This window comes from Kitasatospora sp. NPDC092039 (genome assembly GCF_044756065.1).
Lineage (GTDB): Bacteria > Actinomycetota > Actinomycetes > Streptomycetales > Streptomycetaceae > Kitasatospora.
Genome location: NZ_JBIVSD010000019.1, coordinates 1 through 25480 on the forward strand (window position 1 = coordinate 1; position 25480 = coordinate 25480).

The 25480-nt window shown below is 74.3% G+C and carries 24 protein-coding genes and 1 pseudogene; 11 read left to right on the forward strand and 14 right to left on the reverse strand.

What is annotated here, in order from left to right; all coding sequences use genetic code 11:
• Window positions 1-126, reverse strand: a pseudogene (locus ACIQI7_RS30295) (electron transfer flavoprotein subunit beta); the annotation flags it as partial.
• A 372-nt stretch (window positions 127-498) separates the two neighbouring features.
• On the opposite strand from ACIQI7_RS30295, the gene ACIQI7_RS30300 reads away from it, so the two are divergent.
• Both ACIQI7_RS30300 and ACIQI7_RS30305 read left to right on the forward strand, forming a co-directional pair.
• Window positions 499-1770, forward strand: coding sequence for a hypothetical protein (locus tag ACIQI7_RS30300; protein ID WP_401116126.1), 1272 nt, complete (start codon window positions 499-501; stop codon window positions 1768-1770).
• Complete coding sequence (locus ACIQI7_RS30305) at window positions 1767-2516, forward strand: hypothetical protein (RefSeq protein WP_401116129.1); 750 nt, start codon at window positions 1767-1769, stop codon at window positions 2514-2516. Before ACIQI7_RS30300 ends, ACIQI7_RS30305 begins: the two co-directional genes overlap by 4 nt.
• Here the strand turns inward: ACIQI7_RS30305 and ACIQI7_RS30310 are convergent.
• The 4 genes from ACIQI7_RS30310 to ACIQI7_RS30325 form a co-directional block, all read right to left on the reverse strand.
• A complete protein-coding gene (locus ACIQI7_RS30310) occupies window positions 2485-4650 on the reverse strand; it encodes an ATP-binding protein (protein ID WP_401116132.1) in 2166 nt (721 codons plus the stop codon). The two genes, ACIQI7_RS30305 and ACIQI7_RS30310, sit on opposite strands and share 32 nt — an antisense overlap.
• 200 nt (window positions 4651-4850) lie before the next feature.
• Window positions 4851-5648, reverse strand: a complete 798-nt coding sequence (locus tag ACIQI7_RS30315; RefSeq protein ID WP_401116133.1) for a family 1 encapsulin nanocompartment shell protein — start codon at window positions 5646-5648, stop codon at window positions 4851-4853.
• Between the two features lie 26 nt (window positions 5649-5674).
• On the reverse strand, window positions 5675-6772 hold the full coding sequence (locus ACIQI7_RS30320; protein ID WP_401116136.1) for a Dyp-type peroxidase: 1098 nt from the start codon (window positions 6770-6772) through the stop codon (window positions 5675-5677).
• 142 nt (window positions 6773-6914) lie between these two features.
• Complete coding sequence (locus ACIQI7_RS30325; RefSeq protein ID WP_401116138.1) at window positions 6915-8369, reverse strand: MFS transporter; 1455 nt, start codon at window positions 8367-8369, stop codon at window positions 6915-6917.
• A 109-nt stretch (window positions 8370-8478) separates the two neighbouring features.
• Between ACIQI7_RS30325 and ACIQI7_RS30330 the strand changes: the two genes are divergently transcribed.
• Window positions 8479-8904 carry a winged helix-turn-helix transcriptional regulator gene (locus ACIQI7_RS30330; RefSeq protein WP_387758306.1) on the forward strand — a complete coding sequence of 142 codons (426 nt, stop codon included), beginning with the start codon at window positions 8479-8481 and terminating at the stop codon, window positions 8902-8904.
• A gap of 156 nt (window positions 8905-9060) precedes the next feature.
• Here the strand turns inward: ACIQI7_RS30330 and ACIQI7_RS30335 are convergent, their stop codons facing one another.
• The gene (locus ACIQI7_RS30335) at window positions 9061-9684 is read right to left on the reverse strand and encodes an FMN reductase (protein ID WP_401116143.1); all 624 of its coding nucleotides are present in this window, start codon (window positions 9682-9684) and stop codon (window positions 9061-9063) included.
• Window positions 9681-10787 (reverse strand): LLM class flavin-dependent oxidoreductase, encoded by a 1107-nt coding sequence (locus tag ACIQI7_RS30340; protein ID WP_387758303.1) that lies wholly within the window; start codon window positions 10785-10787, stop codon window positions 9681-9683. Before ACIQI7_RS30340 ends, ACIQI7_RS30335 begins: the two co-directional genes overlap by 4 nt.
• A 147-nt stretch (window positions 10788-10934) precedes the next feature.
• On the opposite strand from ACIQI7_RS30340, the gene ACIQI7_RS30345 reads away from it, so the two are divergent.
• Window positions 10935-11696 (forward strand): PP2C family protein-serine/threonine phosphatase, encoded by a 762-nt coding sequence (locus ACIQI7_RS30345; RefSeq protein ID WP_401116146.1) that lies wholly within the window; start codon window positions 10935-10937, stop codon window positions 11694-11696.
• An 86-nt stretch (window positions 11697-11782) separates the two neighbouring features.
• On the opposite strand, the gene ACIQI7_RS30350 is transcribed toward ACIQI7_RS30345, so the two are convergent.
• Window positions 11783-14065, reverse strand: coding sequence for a M9 family metallopeptidase (locus ACIQI7_RS30350; protein ID WP_401116149.1), 2283 nt, complete (start codon window positions 14063-14065; stop codon window positions 11783-11785).
• Window positions 14066-14466: 401 nt separating this feature from the next.
• Entirely contained in the window at window positions 14467-15036 is a 570-nt protein-coding gene (locus ACIQI7_RS30355) for a DoxX family protein (RefSeq protein ID WP_401116152.1), read from the reverse strand.
• 211 nt (window positions 15037-15247) lie between these two features.
• Here ACIQI7_RS30355 and ACIQI7_RS30360 point away from each other — a divergent pair, with 211 nt between their 5' ends.
• Complete coding sequence (locus ACIQI7_RS30360) at window positions 15248-15844, forward strand: TIGR03086 family metal-binding protein (protein ID WP_401116155.1); 597 nt, start codon at window positions 15248-15250, stop codon at window positions 15842-15844.
• Window positions 15845-16039: 195 nt separating this feature from the next.
• Window positions 16040-16519, forward strand: a complete 480-nt coding sequence (locus tag ACIQI7_RS30365) for a hemerythrin domain-containing protein (RefSeq protein ID WP_401116158.1) — start codon at window positions 16040-16042, stop codon at window positions 16517-16519.
• Window positions 16520-16621: 102 nt separating this feature from the next.
• On the opposite strand, the gene ACIQI7_RS30370 is transcribed toward ACIQI7_RS30365, so the two are convergent.
• A complete protein-coding gene (locus ACIQI7_RS30370) occupies window positions 16622-17410 on the reverse strand; it encodes a VOC family protein (protein WP_401116161.1) in 789 nt (262 codons plus the stop codon).
• A gap of 121 nt (window positions 17411-17531) precedes the next feature.
• On the reverse strand, window positions 17532-18113 hold the full coding sequence (locus ACIQI7_RS30375; RefSeq protein ID WP_387758291.1) for a Uma2 family endonuclease: 582 nt from the start codon (window positions 18111-18113) through the stop codon (window positions 17532-17534).
• Window positions 18114-18330: 217 nt separating this feature from the next.
• Between ACIQI7_RS30375 and ACIQI7_RS30380 the strand changes: the two genes are divergently transcribed.
• The 3 genes from ACIQI7_RS30380 (at window position 18331) to ACIQI7_RS30390 (ending at window position 21474) form a co-directional block, all read left to right on the forward strand.
• The gene (locus tag ACIQI7_RS30380) at window positions 18331-19005 is read left to right on the forward strand and encodes a TetR/AcrR family transcriptional regulator (RefSeq protein WP_387758289.1); all 675 of its coding nucleotides are present in this window, start codon (window positions 18331-18333) and stop codon (window positions 19003-19005) included.
• Window positions 19006-19215: 210 nt separating this feature from the next.
• Complete coding sequence (locus ACIQI7_RS30385; RefSeq protein WP_401116166.1) at window positions 19216-20742, forward strand: MFS transporter; 1527 nt, start codon at window positions 19216-19218, stop codon at window positions 20740-20742.
• Window positions 20743-21033: 291 nt separating this feature from the next.
• Entirely contained in the window at window positions 21034-21474 is a 441-nt protein-coding gene (locus ACIQI7_RS30390; RefSeq protein ID WP_401116169.1) for a PPOX class F420-dependent oxidoreductase, read from the forward strand.
• A 198-nt stretch (window positions 21475-21672) separates the two neighbouring features.
• Here the strand turns inward: ACIQI7_RS30390 and ACIQI7_RS30395 are convergent, their stop codons facing one another.
• A complete protein-coding gene (locus ACIQI7_RS30395; protein WP_387758283.1) occupies window positions 21673-21942 on the reverse strand; it encodes a DUF1876 domain-containing protein in 270 nt (89 codons plus the stop codon).
• A 179-nt stretch (window positions 21943-22121) separates the two neighbouring features.
• On the opposite strand from ACIQI7_RS30395, the gene ACIQI7_RS30400 reads away from it, so the two are divergent.
• Both ACIQI7_RS30400 and ACIQI7_RS30405 read left to right on the forward strand, forming a co-directional pair.
• On the forward strand, window positions 22122-23039 hold the full coding sequence (locus ACIQI7_RS30400; protein WP_401116172.1) for a YndJ family protein: 918 nt from the start codon (window positions 22122-22124) through the stop codon (window positions 23037-23039).
• Window positions 23036-23548 (forward strand): DUF1990 family protein, encoded by a 513-nt coding sequence (locus tag ACIQI7_RS30405; protein ID WP_401116175.1) that lies wholly within the window; start codon window positions 23036-23038, stop codon window positions 23546-23548. Before ACIQI7_RS30400 ends, ACIQI7_RS30405 begins: the two co-directional genes overlap by 4 nt.
• A gap of 493 nt (window positions 23549-24041) precedes the next feature.
• Here the strand turns inward: ACIQI7_RS30405 and ACIQI7_RS30410 are convergent, their stop codons facing one another.
• Both ACIQI7_RS30410 and ACIQI7_RS30415 read right to left on the reverse strand, forming a co-directional pair.
• Entirely contained in the window at window positions 24042-24884 is an 843-nt protein-coding gene (locus ACIQI7_RS30410; protein ID WP_401116178.1) for a zf-HC2 domain-containing protein, read from the reverse strand.
• Window positions 24881-25462 (reverse strand): sigma-70 family RNA polymerase sigma factor, encoded by a 582-nt coding sequence (locus ACIQI7_RS30415; RefSeq protein ID WP_401116181.1) that lies wholly within the window; start codon window positions 25460-25462, stop codon window positions 24881-24883. The genes ACIQI7_RS30410 and ACIQI7_RS30415 overlap by 4 nt, the downstream gene beginning before the upstream one ends.
• Between the last annotated feature and the right edge of the window lie 18 nt (window positions 25463-25480).

Consider the following 25480-nt stretch of genomic DNA (forward strand, 5'->3'; position numbering starts at 1 on the left):
GTACTCGTCGAGCTCCGACAGGAGGCCGTCCACACCCTCCCGGTCGGTGGTGTGGTCGTCCGCGAAACGACGGTCACCCGTCGCGTCCGGCACGTGCTTCACACAGACGACGATCCTCAAGCTCATGAGCGGTTCTCCTGTCACGGGTGCACGGATGCACTGGATCCATGGCCTCAGGCATGCCGAGGGTACTGAGTGCCAAGTCCGGCCCGGGCGCGACCGGCGCACCGCAAGCGCCACCTGGACCGGCATACCGTGTCGGCTCTCTTCGACTGGCGTCAGAGGCTCCACGGAGAGAATACGGCACTCAGTACCCCTCGTAAAGGAACTCAGTACCCTTGCGGCCCTCGCGGCCGGACGGGCGGGCCCCGGAAAGCGGACACAAGGTTTCCGCAAGCGCCGACCAGGTCGCGTCATGGAATCCGCCAGACGGCCCGGGGACCATCGACCCCGGGGCCGGCCGACGGCTCCGGCCTGGGATCAAGGAGGGGGAGAGCGATGACCTTGGTGCACGGGGAACAGGACGTCACGACGACGGACGGCGGGCGCGGGACGACGGCGGCCTGGAGCAACAACGGGCCGTGGGAGACCCTGCGGGACCGCAAGGAGGTGCTCGTCGTCGCGCAGACGATGGTGTACGCGAAGCGCCTGCACGACTTCTACTCGCTGCTCGCCGCCGACCTGCGGGTCCACGTGCAGTTCACGGTGGCGCCGCACGCGTTCAACGGGGGCGCGGCGGAGATCCTCCGGGCGCTGGGCGGCACCGTGCTGCCGTGGGAGCAGGCGGTCCGGCGCGAGTTCGACCTGGTCCTGGCCGCCGGCTCCCAGGGGATCGAGCAGTTGCGCGGCCCGGTCGTCCGGCTGCCGCACGGGGCCGGCAACATCAAGCTCTCGCGGCGCGGCGCCCCGGGCGGCGAGCGGACGGCCATCGGGCTCGGTCCGGACTACCTCTACTGGGAGGGGCGGCTCGTCCCCGCCTCGTTCGCGCTGGCCCACGAGGAGGAACTGCTCGAACTCGGGCGCGGCTGCCCGGAGGCCCTGCCGATCGCCGAGGTGGTCGGCGACCCGTGCTACGACCGCATCGCCGCCGCGCTGCCGCACCGGGAGCGCCACCGGGCCGCCCTCGGCCTGCGGCCGGAGGAGAAGCTGGTCGTGGTCTGCTCCACCTGGGGCGACGGCTCGCTCTTCACCCGGCTCGACGCCGTGCTGCCGAGACTGACCTCGGAACTGCCCCGGCACGGCTACCGGGCGGTCCTGCTGACCCACCCCAACATCGCGGCCCAGCACTCGGCCTACGCGGTGCGCTCCTGGGCGAAGGCCACCGCCCGGGGAGCCGTCACGGTGATCCCGCCCGAGACGGACTGGCGGCCGCTGCTGGTCGCCGCCGACTTCGTCATCGGGGACCACGGCTCGGTCACCCTGTACGGCGCGATGACCGGCGCCCCCGTCCTGCTCGCCGAGTACCCGCACCGGCACGTCAACCCGCGCTCGCCGGCCGCGCAGCTCGCCCGCACCGCGCCCGCGCTCGCGCCCGGGCACCCGCTCACCGGCCAGCTCGAGTACGCCGCCGAGCAGTACCGGCCGGAGGACTACGCGGCGATCGCCGCCCGGATCAGCTCGGAGCCGGGCCGCTTCGACCGGAACGCCCGGCGGCTGCTGTACCGCGTCCTCGGGCTGGGCCAGCCGGCGCACACCCCGGATCCGGAGCCGCTCCCGCTGCTCGAGCCGCTGGACGCGATCGCGGCGGCCGGGGAACGGCGGGCCGGATGACGGCCGCGCTGCACACGGTGCGGCTGGTGCCGGTCGGCGCTTCGGCGGGCCTCGGCTCCCCGGCCTGCGGCGGTTCCCCGGGCCGCGGCGGCTCCCCGGGCCGCAGCGGCTCGGCGGCTCGCGGCGGCTCGGCGGCCGCGCTGTTCGAGGCCCGGGTGATGTCCACGACCGGGATCCATCGCGGGCTGCTGGCCGCGGACCCGGCGTGGCCCGCGTCCTCGGTGTCCCCGGTGTCCCCGGCGTCCCCGGCGTCCCCGGTTCCGGGCGGACGGCCGGAGCCCGGGTTCGTGGACGAGCACCTGGCGCTCGACCTCACCGGACCCGGGGGCCTGCGCTGGCGCCGGCACGCCGATGTGCTGCACCTCGGGCCGATCCCGGCGGCGGACGCCCACGCGCGGCTCACCGAGCTGCTGTCCGCCCACCCCGGGTGCGCGGTGGCCACGGCGGAGCACCGTCCGGGGGCGGTGCTCATGCTCGCCCGGACCGGGGCACGGCTCGTCCTGCGGGCCCGGGGCCCGGCCGGTGGGCCGCTCCCGCCGTCGGCCCTCGGCTCGCTGGCGCACGCCTGGCTGGCGGCCGGGCGGGCGCTGGGCGAACTCGTCCGGATCAGCGCCGCCGGGCGGTACGGCCCGGGCTCCGGCTGGCACGCCCAGAGGTCCGGGTGGCGCGTCCCGGGCTGCGGGAAGCAGGCCCCGGGCTCCGGGTGGCGCCGGCTCACGCCTCCGGGTCGTCCGGGCGCAGCGTGACGGCGGAGTCCGCGCCGTACGCGGCGAGGCGGTCGGCCAGTCTGGCCGCCTCGGCCGCGGCACCCACCTCCCGGTACCGGGCCATGGACTGCTCGAACCGGGCGCGCGCCGCGTCCGGACGGCCGCGCAGCTCCTCGACCTGGCCGGCGAACTCCAGCGTCCGCGCCTCCCAGTGGGCGGACAACCGGGCCCGGAAGCCCGCGAGGGCCTCCTCGATGCGGGCCTCGGCCAGCTCGTACGCGCCCAGCCGGCCGTGCGCCAGACCCAGGAAGGCCGTCGCACGGGCCGCCTCGTAGTCGTCCTCGATCGAGGCCAGCTCGCGGCCCGCCCGCTCGATCGGCTCCACCGCCTCGGCCGCCCGGCCGGCGAGCAGCAGCACCTCGCCGTACGCCAGCCGGGCCAGCGCCGAGCCGCGCAGGTAGTCCTCGGCCTCGCGGAGCCGGACCACCTGGTCCAGGCACTCGGCGGCCGCGTCCAGCCGACCGGCCATCCGGTGGGTCTGGCTGAGCCCGTACAGCGCGTCCGCCTGGGCCAGCGGACGGTCGGTCTCCCGGGCGAGGGTGAGGGCGGCGGTGAACCAGTCCGCCGCCTCCTCGCCCTCGCCCGCGTTCCGCAGGCCGTTCCCGCCGCTGGTGAGCATCCGCAGCTCGCCGCTGCGGGAGCCGTCCGCACGGGCGGCCCGCAGGCCGATCCGGTGGGCCTCGACCCACAGCCGGCCCGGGCGCAGCCGCAGGAACAACGGCCACATGGCGTCGGCGAGTTGCCAGGCCGCGGCGGGGCGGCCCAGCTCCTCGCACCAGCGCAGGACGTCGGCGAGCCGGTCGCGTTCCGCGTCGAGCCACTCCACGGCCGGCACGTCGCCCGTGAACTCCCGGGCCGGGTGGACGGCGCGGGTGCGGTAGTCGCGGGCGAGGGTGCGGTGGCTCGGCGAGACGACCGCCTCGGCGGCCGTGGCCGAGGCCAGGTACCAGTCGACGACCCGGTCGAGCGCGGCCGCGGCGGGCGGGGTGCCGCGGACCAGCGCCCCCCGCGCCCGGGCGTGCAGCCGCACCAGGTCGTGGAAGCGGAACCGCTGCGGGCCGGTCTCCTCCAGCAGGTGCACGTCGATCAGGCCGTCCAGCAGCCGATCGGCCCCGGCCGGGTCCAGGTCCGCCAGCACCGCGGCGTTCTCCAGGGTGAACTCGGCGAAGGGCAGCAGGCCGAGCAGCCCGTAGAGCCGGGCGGTGTCCGGCTCCAGCACGCCGTAGGAGGCGTCCAGCAGGTCCCGCACCGTCTCCCCCTCCACGTCCAGCGCCGCCAGCCGGTCGGTGCCGCGCCCGAGCATCTCGGCGGTCGCCGCGAGCGACTGGGCCGGGCGCGCCGCGATGCGGGCCGCCGCCAGGCAGATCGCCAGCGGCAGCCCGGCGCAGGCGTCCACCACCTCGGCCGCGGCGTCGCGCTCGTCGACCACCCGGCTCCTGCCGACCCGCGCGGCGAGGATCTCGGTGGAGGCCTCCGGGGCGAGCGGGGCCAGCGGCCGGAACACCGCGCCGTCGATGCCCAGCCCGGTGAGCCGGCGGCGGCTGGTCACCACGACCACGGTGTGGTCCGAGCCGGGCAGCAGCGGCCGCACCTGGGCGGCCGTCGAGGCGTTGTCCAGCAGCACGGAGATCCGCCGCTCCGCCGCCAGCGAGCGCCAGAGGGCGGCGCCCTCCTCCAGGCTCCCGGGCACCGGGGAGATCCCGAAGGCCCGCAGGAAGCCGCCGAGGGCCTCGGCCGGGTCGGCGGGGCCGTCGGGCGCGTAGCCGCGCAGGTCCGCGTACAGCTGGCCGTCCGGGAAGCGGTCGGACTGCCCGCGCAGCCACTGCGCGGCCAGGGCCGTCTTGCCGACCCCGGCGGGGCCGGTCACCACGACCGTGACGTCCGCCGCCCCGGCGTCCGGGGCCAACGAGGAGTCCAGCGAGGCCAGTTCGGCCTCCCGCCCGATCAACCGCCGCGGACAGGGCGGGAGTTGTCTGGGCGTCGGCAGGACGGACGGCCCGTGCAGGTGCAGTCCGCCGTGGATCGCGCCGGCCTGCACCACCGGGCCGGAGACCGTCGTGGCGCCGGCCAGCGAGTTCCGCACCGCTCCGTACGGCAGCTTGGCGTCGTTCACCGGCACCCGCCGGCCACGGTCGATCCTGTCACTGGCTCCCCCGGCCTCGGACTAACGATCGCTGTGCCGCTAGCATATGACGCATCGCCATGTCGAGATTATGGCCAAAGGCGCGGCCGCGGAACCCCTGCGACGGTATGGGCGAATGCCCGGGCGCCTGCCGTGCTCACCCGGATCCTCACGTCGGTCCCGCTGCGGTGCTAACCCCGTAGGACGACGGCCGCCTCTCCCGTGTACACCCGGAACGTGAGCGTCTCCTGCAGGTACAGGCGAATCGTTTCTGCGTCGTGGGAGAGGTAGCCCACCGAGGCGTCCTGGCCGAGGAACAGTTCGAAGTCCCCGCCGCGGGCGGACAGCAGGTAGGCGCCCTCGATGGCCGGCGCCCAGATGATGTCGCCGTCGAGGAGGCGGGCGAGGTGGTTGTGGACGGGGTAGCCGTGGTCGCTGGTCTCGTTGACGGCGGTGAAGGCGGCCGCGCCGAGCAGGAGCGAGTAGGGGCCGCCGACCCCGGCGAGGCGAAGGGCGGTCAGGGCCCGGCTGACGGCCTCCGGGTACTCGCGGACGTCGTCGGGGAGTTGGACCTGCGGATTGGTGGAGGCGGCCCGGATGCCGTCGATCGCGGCGGCGCGGTAGCCCTCGAACACGGCGCGGTCCTCGGCCAGGGCGAGGGTGCGGGCCGCGTCCTTGACGGGCTGCCAGTCGCTGTCCCTGGAGCCGCGTTCGACGTCGTCCACGGCGTCCCGGCGGACGGTGAAGGGGACGCGCAGCTCGACCACCGGCTGGACGGCGCGGGCGCGGGCCTGGACGCCGGCCGCCGGGGGGTCGACGGCGGTCAGGTGGCCGGTGCCGACGGCCGCGAGGGTGGCGCCCTCGGGACCGGTGAGGTCGACCACCCGGCGGCCGGCGATGTGCAGCTTGAAGGTCTGGCGGGCCTCCTCCTCGATCTCCTCCCACGCGGCGGCGGAGATCGGGGCGAGGTCCCGGTGGAGGTTGTTCATGTGCGGGGTCCTGTTCGGCGGGGCGGTCAGGGGCTCTGCTTGAGGCTGCCGATGCCGAGCGAGCCGTCCCCGGCGGCGGGCTCCGGGGCGGCGGCGGGCACGGCGGGCGCGGAGGCGGCGGCCATGGCGGGGGCGGGGGCGCCGGCCATGGCGGGGGCGGGGGCGCCGGAGGGCGCCGGCGGCGGGGCGTCGAGGAAGTCGGCGGTCGGGACGAAGAACAGCCCGCCGGTCACGGCGGTGGAGAAGTCGAGCAGCCGGTCGGTGGTGCCCGGCGGGTCGCCGACGAACATGTTGCGCAGCATCTCCTCGGTCACCCCGGGGTCGGCCGCGTAGCCGATGAAGTAGGTGCCGGCCTCGCCGCCGCTCCCGGCGGAACCGAACGTGCCATAGGGCATGTTGAAGCGGACGATCTTCCGCTCCTCGCCGTCCGGTCCGGTGATCACGGTGAGCGCCACGTGCGAGTCGGCGGGCTTGACGTCGTCGTCCAGTTCGATGTCGGTGAGCTTGGTGCGGCCGACCGCGCGCTCCTGCTGCTCGACGCTCAGCGCGTTCCACCCGTCCATGTCGTGCACGTACCGCTGCACGAGGACGTAGCTCCCGCCGGCGAAGGCCGGGTCCTCGGCGCCGATCAGGGCGGCCCGCTCGGCGGCCCGGCCCTCCGGGTTCTCGGTGCCGTCGACGAAGCCGAGCAGGTCCCGGTCCTCGAAGTACTTGAAGCCCTGGACGGAGTCGACGACGGTGGCCGCCCCGGCCAGCCGCTCGGTGAGCTGGGCGGCCAGTTCGAAGCAGAGGTCCATCCGCTCCGCCCGCAGGTGCAGCAGCAGGTCGCCGGGGGTGGCGGGGGCCCGGTGGCGGGGGCCGACCACCTCCTGGAGGGGGTGCAGGGAGGCGGGCCGGGGGCCGGCGAAGAGGCGGTCCCAGAGTTCGGACCCGATGCCGGTGACACAGGTGAGGGCGCCGTCGGGGGCCCGGAAGCCGACCGCGCGGCGCAGCCCCGCGAGTTCGGGCAGCAGGTCGCGGACGACCGCCTCCCGGCCGGGTTCGACGGTGAGGACGAGGAAGACGGCCGCGCTGGTCAGCGGGGAGAGTACGGCTTGCGGTTCGGCCCGCACGGTCGTGATCATGGGAACGATTACACCGCAGAACGGACGATCCGGCGCGGCCGGCGCACAGCCGAACGGCCCCACCGGGCAGGCCGGACGGCCCCGCCGGAGTGCGTTCCGACGGGGCCGTCCGGCTGACGCGACCGGTCCTTCCGAGTGAACGTCAGGCGCGTCGCCGTCCGGCGCCGGTGGCGGCCACCACGGCCCCCAGCACCGCCGAGACGACCGGCACCACCAGGGCCGCCCGGAAGCCCTCCAGCGCGGTGGCCCCCGATCCCAGCGCGGCCAGGTCCACCGTGGTCACCACCGAGAGGCCGAGCGCCGCCCCGAACTGGAACGAGGTGTTGAGCAGCCCGCCGGCCAGCCCCTGCTCCTCCTCCGCGATCCCCTCGGTGGCCGCGATGGTCAGCGGCCCGTACGCGAGGGCGAAGGCCAGCCCGGTCAGCAGCATGGTCGGGAACATCATCGGGTACGTCCAGTCGACGCCCACCGGCAGGAACAGCCCGTACGAGAGCGCGGCCAGCAGGAAGCCGCCGAGGATCACCCGGGCGTTGCCGAAGCGCTCCACCAGCTTCGGGGTGAGGGTCGGCGCCAGCACCGAGTCCACGCCGATGGCGAGCAGCGCCAGGCCGGTCTGGAGCGGGGACCAGCCGCGCAGGTCCTGGAGGTAGAGGGTGGCGGTGAACTGGAAGCCGAAGAACGAGCCGGCGAACAGCACCGCGCCGAGGTTGGCCCGCAGCAGCGGCCCGGAGCGCAGCACGCCCAGCCGCACCAGCGGCGCGGGCGAGCGCCGCTCGACCACCGTGAACACCGCCAGCAGGGCGAGCCCGCCGGCCAGCACCGCGGCGGTGGTGCCGACCCGCGCACCCGGCTCGCCGATCCGGACCACGCCGAACACCAGCAGCAGCATCGCCCCGGTCGCGGCCGCCGCTCCGGCCAGGTCGAAGCGCCCGCCGGCCCGCTGCGGCGCGGCGTCGCGCGGGATCAGCGGGACGGCGGCCGCCAGCAGCGCCCCGGCCAGCAGTACCGGGGCGAAGAACACCCAGCGCCAGCCGACCGCCGTCAGCAGGCCGCCGGCCACCAGGCCGAGCGAGAAGCCCGCCGCGGCCGTCCCCGCGTACACCAGCAGCGCCCGGTTGCGCCGCGGGCCCTCGGGGAAGGCGGTGGTGATGATCGACAGCCCGGCCGGGGTCATGAAGGCCGCCGACAGACCGGTGACGAAGCGGGCCAGGATCAGCACCCAGCCCTCGGTGGCCAGCCCGCCGAGGCCGGAGAAGAGCACGAAGACGGTCAGCCAGCCCAGGAACATCCGGCGCCGGCCCAGCAGGTCGGCCGTCCGGCCGCCGAGCAGCATGAAGCCGCCGTAGCCCAGCACGTACGCGCTCATCACCCAGGACAGCGCGCCGGTGGACATCCCCAGGTCGGCGCGGATCGAGGGCAGCGCCACGTTCAGCATGGCGACGTCGATGCCCTCCAGGAAGATCGCGCCGCAGAGCACGGCCAGCACGGCGGCGGAGCGGCCGCCGAGCCGGGCCGGGGGCTCCGGCGGCGCCGGGCGCTCCCCGGGCCCGGGCAGGGCCTCCCGGCTGTTTTCGGGCAGGGCTGATGACACGGACACCTGGGGCTCCTCGGGGGGAACGGGGGTGGCGAGGGCCCCGGACGGTTCTTCCCCGTCCGGTCGGTTCCCTCTTGTAACCACTCGTCATCCTCGGGCAGCATCGGGAGGCATGGAAGAAGGCACTTCGAAGGAACCGACGCACTGCGCGGGTACCGAGGACGGCTACGACGTCCTCCAGTGGGACGTCCGGGAGGACTGCGAGGTGCGGCAGATCCTGGACCGGATCGCCGACAAGTGGTCGCTGCTGGTGATCTCCCTGCTGGACCGGCGGTCGCTGCGCTTCACCGAGCTGCGCCGGGCGATCGACGGGGTCAGCCAGCGGATGCTCACCGTCACGCTGCGCCAGCTGGAGCGGGACGGCCTGGTCGAGCGGACGGTGCACCCGGTGGTGCCGCCCCGGGTCGACTACGCACTGACCCCGCTCGGGCGGACGCTGCACGCCACCATCCAGTCGCTGGTCACCTGGACCGAGGCGCACCAGCGCGAGATCGCGGCGGCGCGGGCCGCGTACGACTCCCGGGAGAACGCGTCCTGAGACGCGGACGTGCGAGGTGTCCTGAGACGTCGACGCGGGGCGGGCGCGCCTCGTCGCACACCCGCCCCGCGCGCGCCCCACGTCCGCCTCCCGGCCGGCGGCCGCCCCACGTCCGCCTCCCGCCCCGCGGCCGCCCCTCGCGGCCTCCGGCCCGGCTCAGCCCCGCAGCGCCGCCAGCTGCTCGGCGAACGGCACCACCCGCTCGGGCAGCGCCGGCGCCGCCGGGCCTCGCCCGGCCAGCAGGGCCGCCAGCTCGCCGGCCGCCCGGTCGATCCGGCGCGGCAGGCCGTCGGTGAGCCCGTCCCCCGCCGCACCCCAGTCGTCGGTGGCCGCGTAGACGGCGGTCGGCAGCACCACCGCGCGCAGGTAGCTGAACAGCGGCCGGACGGCGTGCTCCAGGGCGAGCGAGTGCCGGGGCGTGCCGCCGGTGGCGGCGATCAGCACCGGCTTGCCGGTGAGCGCGTCGTTGTCGACCACGTCGAAGAAGGACTTGAACAGACCGCTGTACGAGGCCGTGAAGATCGGCGTCACCGCGATCAGGGCGTCCGCCTCCGTCACCGCCTCGATCGCCGCGCGCAGCCCGGCGCCGGGGAAGCCGGTGACGAAGTTGTTGGCGATCTCCACCGCCAGGTCCCGCAGTTCGACCACGGTGACGTCCACCTCCCGCCCCTCCTGGGCGAGTCGGCGCACGGTCGAGTCGGTGAGCCGGTCCGCCAGCAGCCGCGTCGAGGACGGCTTGCTCAGCCCGGCACTCACCACCACCAGCTTGAACGCGGTCACTTGGCCACCTCCGTCGTCTCGTTCTCGCGCGCGTCGCGGGCCGCGACCAGCGCGGTGTGGGTCGGTCCGTCCGGCACCTCGGCCGGGCGGCCCTTGGCGAACTCCTCGCGCAGCACCGGCACGACCTCCTCGCCGAGCAGGTCCAGCTGCTCCAGCACCGTCTTGAGCGGCAGGCCGGCGTGGTCCATCAGGAACAGCTGGCGCTGGTAGTCCCCGAAGGTCTCGCGGAAGGTCAGGGTCTTCTCGATGACCTCCTGCGGGCTGCCCACGGTCAGCGGGGTCTGCTCGGTGAACTCCTCCAGGGAGGGCCCGTGGCCGTACACCGGCGCGTTGTCGAAGTACGGGCGGAACTCGCGCACCGCGTCCTGGGAGTTCTTCCGCATGAACACCTGCCCGCCGAGGCCGACGACGGCCTGCTCGGGCGTGCCGTGGCCGTAGTGGGCGTAGCGCTCGCGGTAGAGGTCGATCAGCTTCTGGAAGTGCTCCTTGGGCCAGAAGATGTTGTTCGCGAAGAAGCCGTCGCCGTAGTAGGCGGCCTGCTCGGCGATCTCGGGGCTGCGGATCGAGCCGTGCCAGACGAACGGCGGGACGTCGTCCAGCGGGCGCGGGGTGGAGGTGAAGCCCTGGAGCGGGGTGCGGAAGCGGCCCTGCCAGTCCACGACCTCCTCGCGCCACAGCTGGTGCAGCAGCGCGTAGTTCTCGATCGCGAGCGGGATGCCCTGGCGGATGTCCTGGCCGAACCACGGGTAGACCGGGCCGGTGTTGCCGCGGCCCATCATGACGTCCACCCGCCCCTCGGCCAGGTGCTGGAGCATCGCGAAGTCCTCGGCGATCTTCACCGGGTCGTTGGTGGTGATCAGCGTGGTCGAGGTGGAGAGGATGATGCGGTCGGTCTGCGCGGCTATGTAGCCGAGCATGGTCGTCGGCGAGGACGGGACGAACGGCGGGTTGTGGTGCTCGCCGGTCGCGAAGACGTCCAGGCCGACCTCCTCGGCCTTGCGGGCGATCGCCACCATCGCCTTGATCCGCTCGTGCTCGCTCGGGGTGCGGCCGGTGGTGGGGTCGGTCGTCACGTCGCCGACGGAGAAGATTCCGAACTGCATGCTGATCACCACGTCCCAGGTAGTCCAACTTTCAACCACCCTAGCATCCGGCCGCCGACCGGTATTCCCTCCGGGCGCCCGCCGTGCGGTGCGACGACAATGGAAGGCGCGGAGAGGCAAGGGACGGCTCCGGAAGGGCGGCGGACGATGGGTCCGTACATCGCGGTGAGCGCGCTGAGCCACGAGGGCCTGGTGCGCGCGCACAACGAGGACAGCCTGACGGTCGGGCCGTGGACGCTCTGCGCCACCGTGACCACCAACCCGCAGACCCTGCTCTTCCCGCTCGGCCCGCCCTGCGTGGTCGCGGTCGCCGACGGCCTGGGCGGCCACCCCGGCGGCGAGGTGGCCAGCGCCCTGGTCGCCCGCCGGCTCGCCGCCGACGGGGGCGCGCTGGTCGACGAGGACTCCGTCCGCGAGGAGCTCCAGACCTGCAACCGGGCCGTCTACGCGGCCGCCGCCGAGGAGCCCGAGCTCGCCGCGATGGGCACCACGGTCGCCGGGCTGGTGCTGCTGCCCGAACGGGCCCTGGTCTTCAACGTGGGCGACAGCCGGGTCTACCGGATCACCGGGGACGGGCTGCGCCGGGTGAGCGTGGACGACAGCCCGCCGCTGCCGCCCGGGCAGCGCACCACCTCGGTGGTCACCCAGACCCTGGGCGGCTCGCTCGGGCTCACCTTCGTCGAACCGCACGTCCGGGCGGCGCCGCTGGCCGCCGGGGACCGCTACCTGGTGTGCAGCGACGGGCTCACCGACCCGGTGCCCGAGGAGGAGCTGGCCGGGCTGCTGGAGCGGTCGTCCGAGGGGGCGGACCGTTCGGACGGCAGGGCTTCGTTCGAGCTGTGGAAGGCGGCGATCGAGGCCGGCGGGCCGGACAACATCACCCTGGCGCTGGTGCGGGTCGGCGCGTAGGGCTCCCCGACGGCGCGGACCCGCCCCGGGCGGGGCGCCGTAGCGCTCCGCCCGGGGCGGTCACCTGTCCGTTCGCCGTACTCGGCTCAGATCTCGCTCGTGACGCTCACCCCGCTGAAGCCCTGCTGGGCGTGGAGGCTGAAGTAGACGTAGCCCGCCGGCGGGTTCGTGACGGTCAGCGTCTCGGAGTTGTCCGGGTTGGTCGACCGCGCGGTGTTGGCGTTCGTGTAGGCCCAGCCCGCCGCGTTGTAGTAGAGGTCGCCGTTGCCGGTGCCGCCGCTGGTGGTGATCTTCACCTGCTTGGTGCCGGCCGGCACCAGCAGGTAGAAGTGCGCGTAGTTGCCGGTGCTCGCCGCGACGTTGCTGCGGGCACAGTTGGCGTCCAGCTGCCGGGTGTCGGCGGCGCTGCACTCGGGCACCTGCGGGATGGTCGGGGTGGTGCCGCAGGCGCCGCTCGCGCACTTGGTCAGCCAGCTGTCGAAGTCGGCGTCGTAGCGGGTGCCGATGGTGGTCTTCAGGATGGCGCGGGCGCCGTCCCAGTCACCGGCGCGGTACTTGGCGAGGACCGCGTCCACATCGGAGCGGTGCTGCTCCATCATGTAGCGGACGGCCAGGTAGCCCCAGCGGTAGACCCGGTCCTGGTCGCCGTAGCCGGTGTCGAAGAGATCGCTCAGCCGGTAGGTGTGACGGCCGGCCGCCGCGACGGCGGCGTCGTTGGTCACCTTGCGGTACGAGTAGGACACGTACTCGGCGAAGCCCTCGACCCACCAGACGGTCGGGGTCTTCATGCCGGCCTCGAAGTCGCCGTACATGTCGAACCGGCCGTCGAGGTAGTGGGTGTACTCGTGGTTGAGGTTCCAGATCTCGAAGGACGGGCGGGCCCACTCGGCCTCGTAGCAGAGGAAGCGCGGCTGGTTGCCGGCCTTGGCCGGGTCGCCCTCCAGGTACATGCCGCCGTTGTTGGTGTCGATGCCGTAGATCGCGGCGGCCAGCACCTGGTAGTCGAGCGAGGAGTGGAAGGCCACGACCTCGATCGTGGTGTTCCGGTCGTCCTTGACCGCGCCGTTGTCCTTGGCGACCGAGTGGAAGTACGCGTCCTGGCCGTTCAGGCTGGTGCAGGCGGTGCCCAGCTGGGTGCTGTCCAGCGCCTGGGCGAGCAGGGTGATGCTCGGGCTGCAGGTGTGCTTGACGGTCAGCACGCCGGCCTTGAGCTGGTCCGACTTGTTGCAGGTGCCGTAGTACGAGCAGTTGCCGACGTCGTAGTAGTCGACCGCCTCGGCGACGGCGGCCCACTGGTAGACGGTACGGCCCTTCGGCTCCGACTTCTGGACCAGCGCCTTGGCCAGCGGACGGACCTTTGCCTGGAGCGCCGTGTCCTTCAGGAAGCGGGCCAGTTCCTTGGTGGCGTTGTAGACCAGCACGCCGTAGGTGTCGCCGAGCAGGGCGTTGTTGCGGGTCGCGAAGTCGGACAGCGCGTCCAGCACGCTCGGGTCGGCCTCGACGGCCGCGTCGAAACCGGGCACCTGGTGGCCGCGGAACAGCACGGTGAACACCGGGTTGACCGCCCACGCCATGCCGGCCGGGTTCCAGGTGTCGGCCTTGTAGTCGCCCAGCAGCCGCTTGACCACCGGCAGGTAGCGGACGTTCTCCTGCGCGCTGTCGATCAGGGTGACGGCCTCGCCCAGGATCGGCGCGTTGCCCGCCGCGACGTCGCGCGAGTGCGCGCTGTTGAAGAAGGCGTCCAGGCCGGACCGGATCGCGGTCTTCAGGCCGGCGCCGTACTCGCCGACGTCCTCCTTGTGGTACCACTGCACGAAGTAGCCGGCGCGCAGGAAGAGCACCAGCTGCTCGACGGAGGTGGAGTTGTCACCGGGGTAGCCGGCCGCCGCGTCGCGCAGCGCGTAGGCCACCGTGCTCATCTGCTCCTCGCGGAACGCGCCCCGCGCGTCGCCGCCGGTGAGCTTGAACAGCGAGTTGACGCACTGGATGTCGGCGTCCTTGATGTGCTGGACCAGGTCGCCGCCGGTCCGGCCGGTGAAGTCGCCGGTGTTGCAGGGCTTTTCGGCCGCCGCGCCGAGGCCGAAGACCTTGGCGGTCGAGCGGACCTCGGCCGGCCGGGTGTCGACCGGGAGCGGGGCGCGCTCGTCGACCGAGGCCAACTGCTGCCCGCTGTCGGCTCGTTCGGGCGCGTCGAGGCCCGGCTGCGGAGCCGGGCCGGCGGGGGTCGGGGCAGGTGCGCCGCCGGCGGCGGGGCCGGCGGGGGCGGCCTGGGACTGGGGGGCGAACAGGCCGACCGCCAGGAACAGGGACAGGACGAGCGTCAGCAATCGTGCCAGCTGCGGGAGTCGCAGCAGACGTGAAGGACTCACGTGGGGGCCTCCGGGCCGTCGTCGGCCGCGACTTGGGGGCGCGGCCGGTGGGGGTGGCGAGGACCGTTGGTGACGGCGCCGCGTGGGGGCGGTTCCGTCGGGCACGGCGGGGGGTGTGACATGTACCATGGCACACATCACATGCCCCTGGGAACCCGCCGCGTTGTGTACGGTTCGCGGGGAACGGAGGCGGGATCCGTGATGCCGGGCCGTCAGGCGACCGGCTCGGGGCGGGGCGCTCCGCCCTGTCCGGGGGCCGCTCGTCCCGCAACGACGGGAAGGGCATGGCGACGTGTCGTCGCCATGCCCTTCCCGTTTGCGGAACAGCTGCTTGCGGAGCGGCCGCCACCGGTCGCTCGCGGTTGCTCGCGGCCGCTTGCGGTGCGGCCGCTCGCGGCGGACTACTTGCGGAGCAGCAGGATCACGCCCGCCGTCGCCAGGCCGACCACGACGGCGGCCGCGCCGTACGCCAGGCGGTGCGCCCGCAGCACCGGCAGGAAGCGGTCCACGGCGTAGCGGCCGGGGCCGGTCAGGGCGAGCGCGGCGGCACCGGCGGTCAGCAGCAGCTCGTACTCGCTGCCCTTCGGGGCGAAGAAGCCGCCGCCCCAGGTGACGGCGATCGCGTTGACCATCGTGCCGACGATCGCGGCGCCCGCCAGCGGGGTCAGCAGGCCGACGGCGAGGGCGAGTCCGCCCAGCGTCTCGGTGAGGCCGGCCACCACGGCCATGGCGTCGCCGGCCGGGTAGCCGCTCATGGTGAAGAACTGACCGGTGCCGTCGATCCCGCCGCCGCCGAACCAGCCGAACAGCTTCTGGCTGCCGTGCGCGGCCATGGTCAGGCCGAGGACGAGGCGCAGGAGCAGGAGTCCGGCGTCGTAGGCGTGCGGGGAGGTCGTCGCGGACCCGGCGGCGTCCCGGGCCGGGCTGACGGTGGTGGTGGCGGCGGTCGTGCTCGGGCTGCTGCTCGGCATGCGCGTCTCCATCGATCGGGGTTCGGTCGTCGTCCGGCGCGGCCGGACGTGGTCACAGGTCGTGGTGTGCGGCGGGGGGGGCGGGGTCGCCCCACGCCATTGTTCAAATTTGAACGGCCGCGCTTCCGACCGTACCCCGAAGTTCGAATTTGAACAACTGACGGGGCGTCGGCAACTCGCGGCCCCCGGCCGGGCCGGGGAGGGTGGAGGCATGGCTCATCACAGGCAGCACCGACGGGAGGCACGGACGGGCACCCCGTACGCCGAGGCGCTGGACGCCTTCGGCGAGCGCGTCCGACTGATCGGCCCCGGCCAGTGGGACTCCCCCACCCCGTGCAGCGACTGGTCCGTCCGCGACCTGGTCAACCACCTCACCGGCGAGCAGCTCTGGGTGCCCGAACTGCTGATGGGCGCCACCATCGGCGAGGTCGGCGGGCGCTTCGACGGCGACGTGCTCGGCGACGACCCGGTCACCGCCTGGTCCGAGGCCGCCGAGGCCGCCCGGGAGGCCTGGGCCGTCCCCGGCGCCACCGAGCTGACCGTCCACCTCTCCTACGGGGACGTCTCCGGCCAGTACTACCTGGACCAGCTCACCACCGACCTGGTGATCCACACCTGGGACCTCGCCGAGGGCATCGGCCGGCGCACCCGGCTCCCCGCCGGGCTCGTCGAGTTCGCGCTCGACGAGTTCAGCGGGTACGGGGACCTCTCCGGCAGCGGGCTCTTCGACCCGCCGGTGCCGGTGGCCGAGGACGCCGCCCCGCAGACCCGGCTGCTCGCCCTCACCGGGCGGCGGGACGGCGGGTGAGCGGGGGCGGCCCCGGGGTGAAGCGGGGCGCGACTCCGGGTGCTCCTCGGCGCGACTCCGGGTGGCCCTCGGCGCGACTCCGGGTGAAGCGGGGCGCGACTCCGGGTGAGCCCGGGCGCGACTCCGGGTGAGCGGCCCGGCGCCGGATACTGGAAGGCGGCGGGGGAAGTCTTCCGTGCGAGAGGCGGGCGGGCCATGAGCCGCAGGCCTGACATCCTCGGCGAGTTCACCGCCGACCACCGGGCGGCCACCGAGCTGCTCGACCGGATCGAGACCGCGCCGGCCGACGACCCCGGGCGCGGCGAGCTGGTCGCCCGGCTGACCGACCTGCTCTTCGCCCACTGCGCCGCCGAGGAGGAGCACCTCTTCCCGGTGGTGCAGCACGACGTGCCCGACGGCGGGGCCCTGGTGTTCCGCAGCATCCACGACCACCTGGCGATCGGGCAGTACCTCGCCGACCTCCAGGGGCTCGGACCGGCCGACCCGGTCTTCGACACCCTGCTGCGCGGCCTAGCCGAAACCCTCCGGCGGCACCTGCGCGGCGAGGAGGAGCGGCTCTTCCCGGCCGCGCGCAAGGCCCTGCCCGCGGCCGCCCGCACCGCGCTGGGCGACCGGCTGCGGGCGGAACGCGCGGAGCTGGAGGCGCCCGGGGGGCCAGCCGGGACTTCCGGCTGATCGATCCTCCTGCCGATCGATCCTCCCTGCCGATCGATCCCATTCGGTCGATCGATCCCTTCCGGCTGATCAGTGGCCGATCAGTAGTTGGTCAGCCGCTGCTCAGCCCTTCGGCCCGATCACCGCGAACCGGGCGCCGTCGCGGTCCCGCAGCCGGGCCACCCGGCCGTACGGGGAGTCGAAGGCCGGGCCGATCACCCCGCCGCCCAGCTCCACGGTCCGGGCCAGCGCCCGGTCGGTGTCCGGGACGGCGAAGGACACCTCCCAGTGCGGCGGCGTCCCGGCCGGTCCGCCCGCCTGCTCCTTGGCCAGCGCGGCCACGCTGTGCCCCTCGGCCCGCAGCACCACCCGGTCGTGCTCCCAGCGGACGTCGAAGCGCTCCGGGTCGCGGCCGTCCCAGCGGAACACCTCGCCGTAGAACAGCGCCGCCGCGAACGGGTCCGGGGTGCGCAGCTCGATCCAGACCGGCGCCCCGGGCAGGTCCAGCCGCCGGGCCCGGCCCAGCGGGCCCTCCCAGATGCCGAACGCCGCGCCCGCCGGGTCCGCCGCGAAGGCCACCCGCCCGGCGTCGAAGGCCAGCGGGCCGACCGCCAGGGTCGCGCCGCGCTCGCGCACCGCGTCGGCGGCGGCGTCGGCGCTCTCCGTCCCGAAGTAGCTGGTCCACGCGAGCGGGATCGCCCCGCCGCCGGCGACGCCCAGCCCGGCCACCGCCTCCCCGCCGGTCACCGCGTGCACGTACGGACCGAAGCGGTCCGCCACGGGCTCGAACTCCCAGCCGAGCAGCGGACCGTAGAACTCCTCGGCGTCCTCCAGGTCCCGGGCCATCAGGCTCACCCAGCACGGTACGGCCGCCACACAGCGCACCCTCGCGGCCGTCTCACCGCTGCCCATCGCGAACCTCCTCGCCCACCCGGCCGCCGGGCCCCTCCCGACTCCCACGGCCCACCGGCCGCCCGGGACACCCACACCCTAGGCCGCCACCCGCACCGCCCCGGGGAAGCCATGCCCGGGATCAGCGCACCCAGTTCTTGAGGGGCTCGGTGTCCAGGGAGATCCCCACCGGGTCGGGCAGGTGGACGGTCCTGCCGAACGGAACGGTCCGGACGGTCTCGTAGCGGACGCCGTCGGGCTGGCTGTGGACGACGACCTCCGCGGAGTCCCGGTCGATCAGGAGGTAGACCGGGATGCCGGCCTCGGCGTAGGCACGGGGCTTCTCGACACGATCACGACGGTCGGTGTCGGAGTCGTAGGAGGTGACCTCCGCAACCATCAGGGCCCCGCCGGTCGGCGCCCAGTCGCCGCACCCGACGAAGGCGTCCGCATCCGCGAGCGTGCCGTCCGGGCGGGCGCGCCCGTCCCGGTAGCCCTCGAGCCTCAGGCCTTGATCATGCAGGTAGAGCTCCGGCCGGGCCTGGATGCAGATCCGCAGGAGCCACTGGACGATGCGGCCGTGGTCGCCGTCTGGCACGGGCTTGATCCCCAACTTCCCGTTGATGAACTCCAGCCGGATGCCTTCGACGGTTCGACCCAGGTGACGGGCGAACTCCTCGAACTGCTCGGGCAGCATCTGCGGGCGCTCGGAGATCACAGTCACGGGCCTTCCTCCTTCGCCTGGACACCCTCCGGGTGAACGAGTTCACCGGCGGGGCGGTTACGGCCGTCCGCTTCCGACCATAGCCGAGCTGATCGACCCGGTCATCGATGTGGCGCAGGACACATCACCGGCGGAAATTCCGGGGACGGATTCCCCGTTTTCGAGTACGTTGGCAGAAGCGGGGAGAATTTCCCCGGTATCCTGAGGAGCAGTCGTCGTGACCACCACCGCCGAGTCGGGCCGTCCCGCCGGGAGCGCGCGTACGCCGAAGTTGCGTGCGGACGCGAGCCGGAACCGGGAGCGGATCGTGCTGGCGGCCCGGGACGCGTTCGTCGAGTACGGTGCGGACGCGCCGCTGGACGAGATCGCGAAGCGGGCGGGGGTCGGCAACGCCACGCTGTACCGGAACTTCCCGGACCGGGTGGCGCTGATCCACGAGGTGGCGTTGCTCGTCAAGAACCGCATCCTGGCCCTTGCCGAGGCGGCGACGGCGGAGGCGGACGCTCCTGACGGCAGCGGCCCGTTCGACGCCCTCCAGCGGTTCGTGCACGCGTCCGTCGGGGAGAAGATCGGCGGGCTCTGCACCCTGTTCAGCACCCATGTCGACCCGTTCGGCCCGGAGTTGACCGAGATCCGGGAGCGTCTGCAGGCCGCCGTGGGCGGGCTGATGGAGCGCGCCCGGGCCACGGGCGAGCTGCGGGCCGACGTCGAGCACGGCGACCTGTTCATCGCGATGAGCCAGCTGACCCGGCCGCTGCCGAACACCTCCTGCCGGCTCGACGACTTCGTCCACCGGCACCTGCAGATCTTCCTGGACGGCCTGCGCGCGCCGGCGCCTTCTGCCCTGCCCGGCCGGTCCGCGACCTTCGAGGACTTCCAGCCCCAGAACTGACCGACCACCAGCACCGACCGCCCGTGCCGAACCCGGCACCCAGCACCAGCACCAGCACCAGCACCGACCACCAGTACCGACCGCCCGGCGGCGCCCTGCCGCGCCCCGGCGCGCCCTGACACCGCACCTTCCCGTACGGCGACCAGCCGTGTCCCCGTACGGCGCTCGACCGTTCACGCACACCACACGCACCGTGAAGTGAGTACCCCCATGCCTCAAACCGACGCCCGACCGGCGACGCTGCCCGATCCCCGGCGCTGGAAGGCGCTGATATTCATCGGCCTCGCCCAGCTGATGGTCGTCCTCGACGCGACCATCGTGAACATCGCCCTGCCGTCCGCGCAGCAGGACCTGGGCATCTCCGACGGCAACCGCCAGTGGGTGATCACCGCCTACGCGCTGGCCTTCGGCGGACTGCTGCTGTTCGGCGGCCGGATCGCGGACCTGTGGGGCCGCAAGCGGACCTTCATCGTCGGCCTGACCGGCTTCGCCCTCGCCTCCGCGCTCGGCGGCGCCGCGGCCAACACCGCGATGCTGCTCGGCGCCCGTGCCCTGCAGGGCGTGTTCGGTGCGCTGCTCGCGCCGGCCGCGCTGTCGCTGCTCGCGGTGACCTTCACCGAGGCCAGGGAGCGCGCCAAGGCCTTCGGCATCTACGGTGCGATCGCCGGTGGCGGCGGCGCCATCGGTCTGATCCTCGGCGGCCTGCTCACCGAGTACATGAACTGGCGCTGGACCTTCTTCGTCAACATCCCGTTCGCGATCGTGGCCGCCGTCGGCGCCGTCATGGTGATCCGCGAGCCCGCCGAGGGCCGCAACCGCAACAAGCTGGACGTCCCCGGCGTGCTGCTGGTGACCGCCGGCCTGGTCTCGCTGGTCTACGCCTTCACCCGCGCCGAGTCCGACGGCTGGTCGTCCGCCAGCACCGTGGGGCTGTTCGTCGCGGCCGCCGTGCTGCTGACCGCCTTCGTGCTGGTGGAGCGCCGGGTCAAGGCCCCGCTGCTGCCGCTGCGCGTGGTGCTCGACCGCAACCGCGGCGGGGTGTACCTGTCGCTGGGCATGGCCGTGATCGGCATGTTCGGTCTGTTCCTCTTCCTGACCTACTACCTGCAGATCGTGCTCGGCTACAGCCCGGTGCTGACCGGCGTCGCCTTCCTGCCGATGGTGGCGGGCATGATCACCGGCTCGACCCAGATCGGCGCCCGGCTGATGACCCGGGTCCCGGCCCGCTACCTGATGGCGCCCGGCTTCCTGACCGCCTCGGTCGGCATGTTCCTGCTGGCCCACATCGGCGTGGACACCTCCTACCCGGCGCTGATCCTGCCCGGCCTGGTCCTGATGGGCCTCGGCATGGGCACCGCGTTCATGCCGGCCATGAGCCTCGCCACGCACGGCGTCCAGCCGCGCGACGCGGGGGTGGCCTCGGCGATGGTCAACACCTCGCAGCAGGTCGGCGGCGCCATCGGCACCGCGCTGCTGAACACCATCGCGGCCAGCGCGACCACCGGCTGGCTGGCCTCGCACGCCACCGCGGCGGCCACCTCGCCGGAGGCCGCCAAGGCGCTCCAGTTCCAGGGCATGGTGCACGGCTTCTCCACCGCGATCTGGGTGTCCTTCGGGATCCTGGTGGCGGCCGCCGCGGTCGCCTTCACCTTCGTCAACGCCGGCCGGCCGGGTGCCGCGGCGGGCTCGGACACGGGCGCGGCGAAGGAGAACGAGGTGCCGGTGCTGGTGCACTGACGCCCAGGGGTTGCTCGGGTGCGTACGCGGCCCGTCCGGTGTCCTCCACGACACCGGGCGGGCCGCTCGCCGTTTCCGGGCCTGCGTGGTCTCCGGGCCTGCGTGGTTTTCGGGCCTGCGTGGTCTCCGGGCCCGCGTGGTCTCCGGACCCGAGTGGCGTCCGGGCCTGCGCCCGGCTCCGGCGCACGAACAGCCCCGCCCCCTCGAACCGGCCGCCGCGGTCGACGAGAATGGAGTGGCCCGCCCCGCGGGCGGGCTCACCCGCACCCCCCGACGGCACAGGGAGGACAGGTGCACCACCGAACCGACGGGCTCGCCGACAGCAGGTACCTCCTGCTCACCACCTTCGACGAAAACGGCGGCCGCATGGACTCGCAGCTCTGGGTGGTGCCCGACGGCACGGCCCTCGGGGTCTGGGCCCCGGCCCACTCCGGCGAGGCCGAACGGATCCGCCGCCACCCCCGGGTACTGATCGGCCCCTGCGACGCCCGCGGGCGCCCCACCGGCCGCCGGGTCCCGGCCCGGGCACGGCTCTGCGACGCCGACGACACCGCCCGCTACCGCACCTCGCTGATCAACAAGTACGGCCTGACGGCGCTGATCGCGCTGGCCCGCAGCCGGTTCCGGGTGGGGCTGGCGGGGACGGTCGGGATCCGGATCACGCTGAGCGAACTGGAACAGCGGCTGGTCGGGCCGGAATGGCAGCCGCCGACCGGCTACTACACGAACTGACGCACCGTCACTTCACTTCGCGCGCCGGGCCTCCGGGAGTGGCGACCCCGGCGCTCGGCGCCTCCGGGGCCGTCCTCAGGACCGCTTCCGTCTCCCGGGTCACCGTCCGACCGGCGAGCGAGCACTGACCCGTCGCCGACCGGCTGCCGAGCGACCGCCGACCGACCGCCGACCGACCGCCGACCGACCGTGGGGAAGTCAGGACAGCGGGTGGGTCGGGACCGGACTGACCTCCTGGATCTCGCCGTGGGCCTTGGTGAGCAGCTGCGAGGCGAGCTCGTTGAGCGCGCGGGCCCCCGCGATCTCCTCGCCGACCCTCAGCTGCTCCGGGTCGGAGGGGTGGCGGCTGCTGTAGCCGTGGGCGCGCAGTTCGGTCCCGTCGCCGAGCCGCAGCAGTGCGGCGGCGCTGGTCCGCGGGCCGTCTTCGCGGAACTCCATCTCGATGTGCCAACCGACCAGAGTCTGCATGGCGGATCACCTCCATCGGTTACTCCTCCAGGGTGCGCCGCACCCACCGTGAACACCAGGCCAGCCGACCCGGACGGCTCCGGGGCCGGTACCCGGGGGGCGGGTTGAACGCGTTCAACTCAGCCGCGTAGAGTCGGCGGCGCAAGTCATTTGAACGCGTTCAAGGGAGTGCGCCCACCATGGGCAAGGGCACCACGGAACTGGTCGACCTGCTGATCCTGCTCGGCATGGGTGCCGTCGTCCCACTCGGCCTCGCCCTGATCGACGAGCCCGGGCTCGCCCGGGTCCACCGGTTCTGGCCGATCGCCGCGGTACCCGGCGCGCTCTCGCTCTGGCTGCCCCGCGGCGGCCTGGCCACCGGCAGCGCCGTGCTCTACGCGCTCGGCACCCTGGCGATCGCCCTGCACGCGCCGCTGCGGCTGGCCCGCAGCCGTTCGCTCGCGCCCGCCGAGGTCGCGGTGCTCACCGCGCTCGCCGCACCCTCGGTGGCCGGGGTCGCCCTGGTCGCCGAGCGCTCCGGCTACCCGCTGTTCGGCTTCGAGCCGCACATCCTGGCGCTCACCGTCCCGCACTTCCACTACGCCGGGTTCACCGCCGCCCTGGTCGCCGGACTCGTCTGCCGCACCGTCCGCCCCGGTTCCGGCGCGGCCCGCTGCGCGGCGCTCAGCGTCCCCGCGGGCACCCTGCTGGTGCTGGCCGGGTACTTCCTCGGCAACTGGTGGCAGTTCGCCGGGGCCGCCGTACTGAGCGCCGGGATGTGGCTGGTCGGCCTGGTCACCTGGCGCGAACTGCGCCCCCGCGGCGGCGACCGGGCCACCGCCCGACTGCTCGCCGTCTCCTCGGCCGTCCTCGCGCTCACCATGGTGCTCGCCCTGTGGTGGGCCCTCGGCCGGGCCGCCGGACTCCCCCACCCCACCCTGACCTGGATGGCCGCCACCCACGGCGTCGGCAACGCGCTCGGCTTCGCGCTCTGCGCCCTGCTCGCCTGGCGCCGGATCGCCGCCGGCCGTACCGGCGCCGACCGGGCAACCGCCGGCCGTGCCGGCGCCGAGCGGGTCACCACCACCCCGACCGAGGCCCGGGAGGCCGCCCGATGAACGACTACAGCTACCCCGAACAGGGCGCCAGCCGCACCGGCGAACTGCCCGTCGGCTACAACCACCTGCGGCACAGCGCGCTCATCGGTCGCGGCCGGCCCGCCCTGGCGGCCGCCGGAGCCGCCCTGCTCGAATGGCGGATGCACCGGCTCGCGGGCGTCCGGATCGACGCGGCGGCCGACCGCGCCGCCCCGGACGTCGCCGTCCACTGCGCCATCGGCCTCGGCCCGCTGCGGGCCGGCGCCCCCAACCGGGTGCTGGCCGTGGTCGACGGCCCGGACCGGTACGGCTTCACCTACGGCACCCGGGCCGGGCACCTCGCCCAGGGCGAGGAGACCTTCCTGGTCGAGCTGGCACCGGACGGCGGCGTCCGGTTCTCCGTCACCGCCTTCAGCCGACCCATCGCCTGGTACGCCCGGCTGGCCGGCCCGCTGCTCCCCCTCGCCCAACGCGCCTTCGCCCGCCGCTGCGGGCGCGTACTGGCCCGGATCGCCGCCGACGCGGGGTGAGCGCCGGGAGCCGCCCGGGCGAGCGGGTGGCGGACGGCGAGGCGGGTGGCTCCCCGCCAGCGCTGGTCCGGGCGGTGGACGAACCGCACGAGGCGCGCGAGCTGTGGCGGGCCCGGGCCGAGGAGTACCGGACGCGGCGCCGGGCGGAGAAGCGGGAAGGGCGGCGGCAGCTGTCGGCGACGGCCTGGTGGCACCGGCGCAGCTGGGGCTCGCCGGACGCGGCCGGGCAGCACGACCCGTTCCCGCACCCGCACCCGCGGCTGCGGCTGCCCTGCTACGTCCGGCGGCAGAAACGCCCTGGGGGACGGCGTCGAGCTGCCGGGCTGCCCGGTCTGCGGGGAGCAGGGCCCGTCGGTGCGGCTCCCAACCGGCAGCGGCCACGCCGAGCTGTGCTGCTACTGCGCCACGAGGCCGACAGCTCCCGTTGAGGGCCCGAGATCAGTCAGGCGTCGGGTCAGACCTGCCCGGGAACCGCTCATGAACATCCTCACTGTCAGGCGTGGTGGGTCGGGATCGCGACCAGTAGCGCGCCGCCGTCCTGGACCCGGACCTCGAAGTGATCGATGTCCCCGGGCTGGAGCGCCGTGCCGCCGGTGGTGCGCACAGTGCCGTCCCCGCCTCCGTTCCCGTTCCCGTTCCCGTAGCCGCCTGCCGGGACGGACCAGGTGGTGACGGTCTGCTGCTCGCCGGTGCGCGAGACGGCGACCAGCCGGCAGGTCAACGGGCCCTGGACGCCGCCGAGTTGCAGGCTGATCCGGCTTCCCCAGGTGGCGCCGTCCACGCCGACGGTGGCGTGCGCGCCGGTGCCCGGGTCGGTGGCGCTGAACTGCTGGGCGGCCGCGACGACGGCGGGTGTCTGCTCGGCGGTGAGCACGGCGGCGGTGACGGCGGGGCCGACCGCCACCATCACGGTCGCGGCCAGGGCGAGCACCAGCCGCCGCACCCGGCCCCGCCGCCGGGTGGCGCCGACCTCGGCGACCAGCCGGTCCAGCAGTCGCGGATCCGGTTGCGGGTCGGGGCCGGCCGGGTCCGTTCCGGCCGCCCGCGCGGTGGCCGCGTACTCGGCCAACAGCGGCTCCACCGGGCCGAGTCGGGCCACCTGACCGGCGCACTGCGGGCAGTCGGCGAGGTGCCGTTCGAAGGCGGCGCGCTCGGCGGGCTCCAGCAGGCCGAGGACGTATGCGCCGGCGTCGACGTGTTCCGGGCCGGGGGCGTGGCGAGGTGCGCCGGGGGCGGCGCCGGCCGGGACGGCGTCGCCGGGCGGCACGGCGTCGGCGCCGGGCAGGCCGTCGGGCAGCCGGTCGGGGGCCGGATCGGGGTCGGGGTGTTTGGTCACGATGTCACTCCCCGTTCCTCCAGCGCGAGCCTGAGCGAGCGCAGCGCGTAGAACACCCGCGAGCGCACCGTCCCGGCCGGGATGCCGAGTTCGGCGGCCGCCTCGTTGGCCGTGCGGCCCTTCAGGTAGGTCTCGACGATGATCTCCCGGTGGGCGGGCGAGAGGTCGCCGAGCGCGTCCGCGACGGACATCATCCGCAGCGCCCGGTCGGTCTCGTCCTCGGCGGGCAGCTGCTCCAGCGCCGAGGCGTCCACCTCGCGCGGCCGGGCCAGGGCGCTGCGGTGGCCGTCGATCACGATCCGCCGAGCGACCGTGACCAGCCAGGGCCGCAGCGAGCCGCCCTCCGGGTCGAGGCGGTGGATGTTGCGCCAGGCGCGGACCAGCGTCTCCTGCACGACGTCCTCGGCCCGCTGCCGGTCCCCGGCGACCAGGTGGAGCACGAAGCCGAACAGCGGACCGGCGTGCTCCCGGTAGAGGGCGCGCATCAGGTCCTCGTCCGGCGCCCCCGCGCCGTGGCCGCCGGAGCGGTCGGAGCGGCCGACGGGGTGCTCCTCGGTCACCACATCATCGTTGCGCACCCGGGCCTCCTGGTCGAG